The 8,854-nt window shown below is 61.4% G+C and carries 8 protein-coding genes and 1 pseudogene; 3 read left to right on the top strand and 6 right to left on the bottom strand.

What is annotated here, in order from left to right:
• Together EN984_RS12535 and EN984_RS12540 are read right to left on the bottom strand one after the other, a co-directional pair.
• Nucleotides 1-510, bottom strand: a 510-nt coding sequence (locus EN984_RS12535) for an NAD-dependent epimerase/dehydratase family protein (protein WP_127383770.1), incomplete at its 3' end; no start/stop codon positions are given.
• Nucleotides 507-1,832 (bottom strand): O-antigen ligase, encoded by a 1,326-nt coding sequence (locus EN984_RS12540; RefSeq protein ID WP_127270015.1) that lies wholly within the window; start codon nucleotides 1,830-1,832, stop codon nucleotides 507-509. The genes EN984_RS12540 and EN984_RS12535, both read right to left, overlap by 4 nt.
• A 480-nt stretch (nucleotides 1,833-2,312) precedes the next feature.
• On the opposite strand from EN984_RS12540, the gene cysD reads away from it, so the two are divergent.
• Genes cysD through cysQ form a run of 3 tightly spaced genes read left to right on the top strand, consistent with a single transcriptional unit; the run spans nucleotide 2,313 to nucleotide 5,957 of the window.
• Nucleotides 2,313-3,218, top strand: coding sequence for a sulfate adenylyltransferase subunit CysD (gene cysD, locus EN984_RS12545; RefSeq protein ID WP_027035869.1), 906 nt, complete (start codon nucleotides 2,313-2,315; stop codon nucleotides 3,216-3,218).
• Nucleotides 3,219-3,220: 2 nt separating this feature from the next.
• Complete coding sequence (gene cysN, locus EN984_RS12550) at nucleotides 3,221-5,158, top strand: sulfate adenylyltransferase subunit CysN (protein WP_164748813.1); 1,938 nt, start codon at nucleotides 3,221-3,223, stop codon at nucleotides 5,156-5,158.
• 10 nt (nucleotides 5,159-5,168) lie between these two features.
• Nucleotides 5,169-5,957, top strand: coding sequence for a 3'(2'),5'-bisphosphate nucleotidase CysQ (gene cysQ / locus EN984_RS12555; RefSeq protein WP_164748814.1), 789 nt, complete (start codon nucleotides 5,169-5,171; stop codon nucleotides 5,955-5,957).
• Nucleotides 5,958-5,972: 15 nt separating this feature from the next.
• On the opposite strand, the gene EN984_RS12560 is transcribed toward cysQ, so the two are convergent.
• The 4 genes and pseudogenes from EN984_RS12560 to EN984_RS38720 form a co-directional block, all read right to left on the bottom strand.
• Nucleotides 5,973-7,115, bottom strand: coding sequence for a DegT/DnrJ/EryC1/StrS aminotransferase family protein (locus tag EN984_RS12560; RefSeq protein WP_127270003.1), 1,143 nt, complete (start codon nucleotides 7,113-7,115; stop codon nucleotides 5,973-5,975).
• A gap of 248 nt (nucleotides 7,116-7,363) precedes the next feature.
• The gene (locus tag EN984_RS12565) at nucleotides 7,364-8,287 is read right to left on the bottom strand and encodes a carbohydrate kinase (protein WP_127270001.1); all 924 of its coding nucleotides are present in this window, start codon (nucleotides 8,285-8,287) and stop codon (nucleotides 7,364-7,366) included.
• Nucleotides 8,284-8,730 (bottom strand): RbsD/FucU domain-containing protein, encoded by a 447-nt coding sequence (locus tag EN984_RS12570; protein WP_023808513.1) that lies wholly within the window; start codon nucleotides 8,728-8,730, stop codon nucleotides 8,284-8,286. The genes EN984_RS12565 and EN984_RS12570 overlap by 4 nt, the downstream gene beginning before the upstream one ends.
• Nucleotides 8,730-8,854: pseudogene (locus tag EN984_RS38720) on the bottom strand (sugar kinase); the annotation flags it as partial. The gene EN984_RS12570 and the pseudogene EN984_RS38720, both read right to left, overlap by 1 nt.

The following is an 8,854-nucleotide window of genomic DNA, read 5'->3' on the forward strand; positions in this document are numbered from 1 at the left end:
TCCATAAACCGGAGGCAGGCGCAACACGGCGGCGTCCGAGCGGCCGTGTAACGCGTAGGCGTCCAAAACCTTGATCTCGCCTTCGCGCTTCGAGCGTCCATAGGCGCATTGTGGGGCAGGAAGCGTGTCCTCGTCGATCGTTGCGCTGACATGCGCGCCGATCACCGCTCGGATCGAGGAGAGATGGATGAAACGTCCGCTTATCTGGGCGGCCGCGGCATGCGCCAGCCTTGCGCTCAGTTCCACATTGGCCGCCTGGTAATCGGCTTCGGTTGCATTTCCCTGATCATTGTTGAGGCCGGCGCAATGGACGACGTCAGTAATATGCCGGGTCAGTTCCAGGAAGGCGGCGGCCGGCGCATCGAAGCCGGGCATCGGCACAGTCTCGTTCTCCGAACCAAGCCTCTCGGGATGGCGGGAGGCGAGGCGAAGCTCGGCACCGGCTTCGCGAAGGTGGCGCACGACAAGGCGCCCGATGAAACCTGTCGCGCCCGTGACCAGAACCTTCATGGCCTTACCCGAAACAGCTCTCTGGTGACTGATGGAAGTGCTCGCTCTTCCATCACTGGTGCAAGTGCCTGCTCTTCCAACAAAGGAACATGGCGTCCGGAGGCGAGATATGTTCCGCTCACCATGAAGACCATCAGCACCGAGTCCAGAATGTCATGGCCGATCAGGATGCCTGTCATTCCGGCCGTCAGATAGGTGATCACCACGACAACAATCATGGTCGCGCCGAACCGCTCGCTCGGATCGTTGCTGTTTCGCAAGACCCGGGCGGCATTTCCGGCGGCAACGATAAAGATCGCCGCCAGCGTCACGGCACCCAGAATTCCCGCTTGCACCAAGGCGGTCAGGAAGCCGTTGTGAAAATGGTTGAAGCCTGTGTCCATCGCGAACTGCTCATGAAAGCCCTGCTTGATCAGATGCTGGGTTGCACCCACACCGTGCCCGAACAGTGGCATGTCATGGAATGCTTTGAGGCCGATCTCCCAAAGCGCAACACGTATTCCCAACGAGGTGTCGTAATTGCCGCCAGCCCCAAGCGCACCCCAATCGGAGCGCAAAAAGTCGACCCGCCCGGATATCGCCTGGAAGCTGGAAGCGGCGATCACGACGCCGACCGCTGCCAGCAGCAGCAGCAGGCGAACGGCATTCCTGCCTCTGAGCCTGTGCCGGTTGATCAGCATGACGGCGATGCCGGCGATCAGCAGTGCCAGCCAGACGATACGCGAGCCGGAATAGATGACGGCGATCGTCCCGGCCAGTGCCGCGTAGAAGAGTGGGGTCCGGGCTTGCTCAACACCGGACAAGGCGCCAGCCACACACATCACCACGGCAAGGCACACCACGGTTGCGAAGACGATCGGATTTCCGGCTCCCCCCTCGGCCCTGACGCCAATCCAATATTGCTGGATGACGGCCATGAGCAGCGCGGCAAAACAGGCGGCCATGCTGGAAAGCACGATGATGCGGGTAAGCGTGGTTTTCTGCGTGATGCTCCAGGTCGAATAGGACACGGGAAAAAACAGGAAGGTGACGAGCGGGATAAGATGTGGCGCATCACGGGCGAACGAATTGTTGACGATGGAAGCCAGGAGATTGGAGGCGCAGTAGGCATAGATCGCGACCGTCAACCAGATCATGGGCCGGTCGGCGTTGAAGCGCCTTTTCCGTAAAGCAATCAGCAGGGCTGACGAAAGGCCTCCGCCAGCGAATACAAAGCTGACCACCGATCCCAGTACCGGTGGAAAAAAGAAGCAAAGGACGGAGAAGTAGTTGTTGATCCGCGAAGGCGTGAATTGCTGTCTCAGGGGTGAAAGCCGGGTCAATTTTCGGGCTCGCTGTCTTCGGCAAGTTTCATGCGGCGGATCTTGTTTAGCGAAGTTGAATACGCTCGCCTCGAAATTGCCCATGATGCACTTGCCCACTTCCCGAGGCTGGTATAGCGGCTGCCCCCCATTTTCGATAGTGTATAGGGCAGATTGCCACCGAAAAGCGGCGGCAGGCGCGGGCCGACCAGAGGAAGTCCCTTGAAAGCCGCAGCTGATCCATTCAAGCAATATTTTCCCCGCGTTTTCTGGGCCGTTGAGCTTGCAGGCAGGAATTTCCGGATTTGCCGGCATCTGTGGAAAATTCATTCTCGAACCATGTGCGGCCGGGTCAGTACAGCATTGTTCTTGATAATGGCGATCTGCTAGAACGCCGGCACGAGAAGATTGTCCAGAAACAAGGCTCGAACCGGGTGCGAAGAGCTCGATGATTTGAGGCAAGGTCTTCTGTTGGAAGATACGAAAGAACGCCCACGGCCCATGACAACAGCGCTTACGCATCTTCAACGGCTTGAAGCCGAGTCCATCCATATATTCCGTGAGGTTGCGGCCGCTTTTGCCAAGCCGGTCATGCTCTATTCGGTTGGCAAGGATTCATCCGTGTTGATGCATCTGGCGATGAAGGCGTTTTATCCCGCCAAGCCGCCGTTCCCCTTTCTTCACGTCGACACGACGTGGAAGTTCCGCGAGATGATCGCCTTTCGCGATCAGATGGCGCAGAAACTCGGCTTCGATCTCCTGGTTCATGTCAATGAAGACGGCGTGCGCGACAACATCAATCCCTTCGACCATGGTTCGAACACCCACACCCATGTCATGAAGACCGTGGCGCTGCGCCAGGCGCTCGACAAATACGGTTTCGATGCGGCCTTTGGCGGCGCTCGTCGCGACGAGGAGAAATCGCGCGCCAAGGAGCGCATCTTTTCCTTCCGCAACGCCCAGCATGTGTGGGATCCGAAGAACCAGCGCCCCGAAATGTGGAAGATATTCAACACCCGCATCGCATCGGGTGAATCGATCCGCGTCTTTCCGCTGTCGAACTGGACCGAACTCGATATCTGGCAGTACATCCTGCAGGAAAGTATCCCGATCGTGCCGCTCTATTTCGCCAAGGAACGACCGGTGGTGGAACGCGACGGCATGCTGATCCTGCGGGACGACGAGCGCATGAAACTGCGCCCCGGCGAGACGGTGGAGAACAGGCTGGTGCGGTTCCGCACGCTTGGCTGCTATCCGCTGACCGGCGCCATCGAATCGGATGCCGACACGCTGGAAGCCATCGTCGGCGAAATGCTGACGGCACGCACGTCCGAACGGCAGGGTCGCCTGATCGATCGCGATGAAGCCGGCTCGATGGAAAAGAAGAAGCGCGAGGGGTACTTTTGACCATGCGCCACATCATGGCAAAGAGCCTCGCCCCCACCGACGGCGTTCGCGACTATCTGGCGGCGCAGGAGAAGAAGTCGCTGCTGCGCTTCCTGACCTGCGGCTCGGTCGATGACGGCAAGTCGACGCTGATCGGGCGCCTGCTGTCCGATACCAAGCAGATTTTCGAGGACCAACTCGCCGCGCTCGAACGCGATTCGCGCAAGCATGGAACGACGGGCGACGACATTGATTTCGCGCTGCTGGTCGACGGTCTGGAGGCCGAGCGCGAGCAAGGCATCACCATCGACGTCGCTTACCGCTTCTTCGCCACGCCGAAACGCAAATTCATCGTTGCCGACACACCTGGCCACGAGCAATACACCCGCAACATGGCCACCGGCGCCTCGACCGCCGACCTGGCGATCGTGCTGATCGATGCCCGGCAGGGTGTGCTTCGCCAGACAAGGCGGCATTCGATCATCGCCTCGCTGCTCGGCATCCGCCACGTCGTGCTGGCCGTCAACAAGATCGATCTTGTCGATTTCGATCAGGCGGTTTTCGACCGGATCGTCGAAGACTACGGGCAATTCTCGCGCGATCTCGGCTTCCAGACCATTGTGCCGATCCCGATGTCGGCCCGTTATGGCGACAATGTCAGCCGCCGGTCGGAAAGCATGGAATGGTATTCCGGTCCGACGCTGATCGAGCATCTCGAAACCGTGTCGGTCGACGAAGCGATGGTCGAACTGCCGTTTCGTTTCCCTGTCCAGTATGTCAACCGTCCCAATCTCGACTTTCGCGGCTTTGCCGGCACGGTCGCCTCCGGCTCGGTTGCGCCCGGCGACGAGGTCGTTGTCGCCAAGTCCGGCAAATCCTCGCGCGTCAAGCGGATCGTCTCGTATGGCGGCGATCTCGCCCAGGCGGCCGCCGGCCAGGCCGTCACGCTCGTCCTCGATGACGAAGTCGAAATCTCGCGCGGCAACATGCTGGTTTCGCCTGCCGCACGGCCGCAGGTCGCCGATCAGTTCGCCGCCAACATCGTCTGGTTCGACGAGCATGCGTTGCTGCCAGGCCGCTCTTACATCCTGCGCACCGAGACCGACCAGACCAGCGCCACCGTCACCGACCTGAAATATCGGATCAACGTCAATGACTTTGCCCATGAAGCGGCAAAGTCGCTCGAAATGAACGAAGTCGGCATCTGCAACATTTCGACGCGGACGCCGATCGCCTTTGATCCCTTCGCCGAAAACCGCACCACCGGCGCCTTCATCCTGATCGACCGCATCTCCAACGCCACGGTCGGCGCCGGCATGATCCTGCACTCGTTGCGCCGCGCCGAAAACATCCATTGGCAGTCGCTCGATGTCGGCAAGCGCGTGCGCGCCGACATGAAGAACCAGCGGCCCGCCGTGTTCTGGTTCACCGGGCTGTCGGGTTCCGGCAAGTCGACCATCGCCAACCTGTTCGAAAAGAAGCTGTTCGCCACCGGCCGCCACACTTATATCCTGGACGGCGACAACGTCCGTCACGGTCTCAACCGCGATCTTGGTTTCACCGACGCCGATCGCGTCGAGAACATCCGCCGCGTCGCCGAAGTGGCGCGTTTGATGGCCGATGCCGGGTTGATCGTCATTGTTTCGTTCATTTCGCCCTTCAGCGCCGAGCGGCGCATGGCACGTGAATTGATGGCCGACGGAGAATTCGTCGAGGTGTTCGTCGATACGCCTTTCGAGGAATGCGCCAGGCGTGATCCGAAGGGCCTCTATGCGCGCGCGCTGAATGGCGAGATCAAGAATTTCACCGGCGTCGATTCCCCTTATGAAGCGCCGGAAACCCCGGAGGTCCATCTGCGGACACTCGGCAAGTCGGCCGAAGAGATGGTCGACGCCCTGGAACACTGGCTGAACGAGCGCGACATTGCCGAAGACCAATACGATAGCGGCGGCGGCATCTGACGACAGGCTGATGCTTGAAATCTTCGAGCGCTTGGCCTTGTCGGCCGGGCGCGAGGTGATGCGCGTGTTCCACGCCGGCTGTGCGGTTGACCGTAAGTCCGACGCCTCGCCGGTGACCGAGGCGGACCGCGAGAGCGAAAAGATCATACTCGCCGGACTGCGTGCCGCATTTCCCGATATCCCCTGCGTGGCCGAGGAAGAAGCTTCCGCCGGCATCGTGCCGCCCGATCTGGACGGGGCTTTTTTTCTGATCGATCCGCTCGATGGGACCAAGGAGTTCGTTAACCGCCGCACCGATTTCACGGTCAACATAGCGCTGGTTCGCGATGGCGTGCCGGAAGTCGGCGTCGTCTTTGCGCCCTGCACGGGCCGCTTCTTTTCCGGCCTGCCGGGCAGGGCGGAATCACTCGAAATCGATGGCGATTACCAGATCGTCGGCCGCCGGCCGATCGCGGCGAGAACGGCCGCGACGCCGCTGGCCGTCGTCGCCAGTCGGTCTCACAACACACCGGAAACCGAGGCCTATATTCGCGACCTCGGTGCCGCCGAAATCGTTTCGGTCGGTTCGTCCTTGAAGTTCTGCCTTCTCGCCAGCGCCGAGGCTGATGTCTATCCGCGCTTCGGCCGCACCATGGAATGGGACACAGCGGCGGGCGACGCCATCCTGCGCGCCGCCGGCGGCATGACGCGCACGCTCGACGGCCAACCTCTGGTCTATGGCAAGCGCAGGCAAAGCGACGACGAGGATTTTGCCAATCCGCATTTCATTGCCAGCGGCAGGGCGGCGGGCCCCGGCTGAGAAAGGCTCGGCAGCTTACTCTGCCGCGGCCTGCGCCGAATTCGAGCCGATATAGTTGCGGATCGTCTCGATGATGCGGTCCTGGTCGGCTTCGCTGAGATAAGGGTGCATGGGCAGGCACAGGATCCGCTTCGGCAGGTCTTCCGATACGGCAAGGCCGGTCGGCGTGCGCGGGTAGTCGCGATAAGCGACCTGGGCATGCAGCGGCTTCACGTAGTAAATGACAGACGGAATGCCCTTTTCGCCGAGATGCGCCCTCAGCCCGTCGCGCTTGGGCGTCTCGATCGCGTATTGCGCCCAGGCCGAACGGCTGCCGTCCAGATTGCGCGCCGCAGTGACGATATCGCCAAGCCCTTCGGCATAGCGCTTTGCCACCACCTGCCGGGCGACCATCTCGTCTTCCAGGATAGCCAGCTTCTCGATCAGGATCGCCGCCTGGATCGTGTCGAGTCGCGAATTGATGCCGACGCGGACATTGTCGTACTGCGTCTCGCCCTTGCCATGGAAGGCGAAGGAGCGAAGCTGCTCGGCCAGCGCATCGTCATTGGTGAACATCGCGCCGCCGTCGCCGTAGCAGCCAAGCGGCTTGGCCGGATAGAAGCTGGTCGATCCGACATGGCCGAAAGCACCGCACATCTTGCCGTCGAGCGAACCGCCCATCGACTGGGCGGCATCCTCGATCACCATCAGCCCTTCGCGGTTGGCGATCGCCATGATCGCCTCGTAATCGGCGGCTAGGCCAAACAGATCGACAGGAATGATAGCCTTCGGCTTCAGCCTTCCTTCCTTCTTGATCATGGCGATGGCCGCTTCGAGGCTGGCAATGTCGATGTTGTAGCTATGCGGGTCGACATCGACGAACACCGGCTCGGCCTTGGCCAGTGCCACCACTTCGGCGGTGGCGGCGAAAGTGAAGCTCGGCACGAACACCGCGTCACCCGGGCCGATGCCGGCCGCAAACAGTGGCAACAGCAGCGCGTCGGTGCCGTTGGCGCAGGCCACGACATGCTTGGTGCCGATATAGGCGGCAAGCTTATTCTCGAATTCGGTGACTTGCGGGCCAAGAATATAACGGCCTTCGTCGACGACACGGTCGATCGCGGCCTTCAGCCGGTCGCGGATTTGTTCGCGCTGCGCGCCAAGATCGATGAACTGCATGTCGGCCTCAAAACGGGTTAGCCAGATAATCGGCCGCTGGTACCAGAGTTGCGCTTGCCGAGAAAGCCGGGCAGGCGGAGCCCTAAATTGCCCAAGTGTCGCAGTCCGTTACCAGTATTTCCCGGCGAATGTCAGTCAGATGCCGGAAATCCGGGCTTCGTCGGGCACCATCCCGCCCTTATAGCCCTGTAAAGAGCCCCTGCGAAACATAAAGTGATCGATTGGGCTCAACTTATGTTGAGCGTTGCTCAGGCGATTTCATGTCGCCAGGGTGGATTGGCGCCGGCCCGCGACACGGTCACTGCCGCCGCCTTCGCACCGAGCGCCAGCGCCTTGTGGATGGCGTCTTTCGACAAGCGGGAAATCGCCGCCTTGGTCAGCAGGCCCTGCTCATGCAAGGAGGCGAGGATGCCGGCGTTGAAGGTATCGCCGGCGCCGACCGTGTCGACCACCTCGACCTTTTCCGGCATGACGGTGACGGCATGTTCCCTGGTATAGCCGACGGCGCCTTCGCTGCCATGGGTGACGACGATCAGCTTCGGGCCTCGATCCAGCCAGTTGCGGATGACATCCTCGTGCGAGCCGGCTTCGCCGAACCAGGTCAGGTCTTCGTCCGACAATTTCACGATATCGGCCATCGCCATCATCGCGCGAATGCGCCTGAGGTGCTTGGCCTTGTCCGGTATGAAGTTCGGCCGGATGTTGGGATCGAGCATCATCACTCGACTTTCATGCTCGCGCCGCATGAACTCCTCATAGGCACTGCCGGCGGGCTCCGAAATCAGGCTGATGGCACCGAACAGCATGGCTTCGATCTCGCTGCCAAGCTGCGGCAGGTCGTCGACGGTCAGCATGCGGCCGGCGGTGTTCTCGTCATAAAAAGTGTAGGTCGCCTGGCCGTTGGTGAGCTTGACGAAGGCCAGCGTCGTTGGCCGTGGTGAGGTGTGCGCATAGGTGGAGCTGACCTTGCTTGCCCCCAGCGCATCCCGGAACTGGCCGCCGAACAGATCCGACGACAGGCCTGAAAAGAAGCCTGCCGGCGCGCCGAGCCGGCCAAGCGCGATCGCCGTGTTGAACACCGCGCCGCCGACATAAGGCGCAAAGGCCGGCTCACCCGCTGTCGTCGTGCGCGGCAGCATGTCGATCAGGGCTTCGCCGCAGCAGAGGATCATGGCTTCCTGGTCTCCGGCGGATGGATCACGCCCTTGCGTATGATGATGTTGGCGTAGAGCCGCGGCTCGCTTGTCGCGACGATGGCATGCGCCGATTTGACCCGTGCATAGAAGTCGGCGCCGGCTAGCGCAACCACCTTGCGGCCTGGCGCCCGTTTGGCGCAGATCGCCTCGATCTCATGATGGACGGGATCGGCAAGCGAGGGATCGCCCTTGACCGAGGCGCGAAACAGCGCCTCCGGCACGGCGTCATCGACAGGCAGCACACTCAATATCGCGTCGAGTACGGGGATAAGAGGGTGACCATCGGCGCGCACCAGCCGGGTTGCCTGCTGTTCCGCCGGATAGTTTCCGTCGACAAGGGCGATTTCGTCGCCATGACCCATGCCGCGCAGGATCGCCAGAAGCTCCGGACCGAGCAGCGCCGGAATTCCGATCAGCATCAGGCGCTCCTGGAAATCGTCGTCGAGCCGATCAGGAAGCGTTCGGAAAGTGGCAGGCTGGCGCCGCCGAGCGCCCGGGCATGGATGCCGACGGTTCCCTCGCGAATGGCGGGCAGCTTCAAGC

Source organism: Mesorhizobium sp. M7A.F.Ca.CA.004.12.1.1 (assembly GCF_003997835.1).
GTDB lineage: Bacteria > Pseudomonadota > Alphaproteobacteria > Rhizobiales > Rhizobiaceae > Mesorhizobium.

Excerpts from the sequence above, each read along its gene's own strand:
- cysD (WP_027035869.1), top strand. The coding sequence starts at position 2,313 with ATGACAACAGCGCTTACGCATCTTCAACGGCTTGAAGCCGAGTCCATC.
- cysN (WP_164748813.1), top strand. The coding sequence starts at position 3,221 with ATGCGCCACATCATGGCAAAGAGCCTCGCCCCCACCGACGGCGTTCGC.
- cysQ (WP_164748814.1), top strand. The coding sequence starts at position 5,169 with ATGCTTGAAATCTTCGAGCGCTTGGCCTTGTCGGCCGGGCGCGAGGTG.
- EN984_RS12560 (WP_127270003.1), bottom strand. The coding sequence starts at position 7,115 with ATGCAGTTCATCGATCTTGGCGCGCAGCGCGAACAAATCCGCGACCGG.
- EN984_RS12565 (WP_127270001.1), bottom strand. The coding sequence starts at position 8,287 with ATGATCCTCTGCTGCGGCGAAGCCCTGATCGACATGCTGCCGCGCACG.
- EN984_RS12570 (WP_023808513.1), bottom strand. The coding sequence starts at position 8,730 with ATGCTGATCGGAATTCCGGCGCTGCTCGGTCCGGAGCTTCTGGCGATC.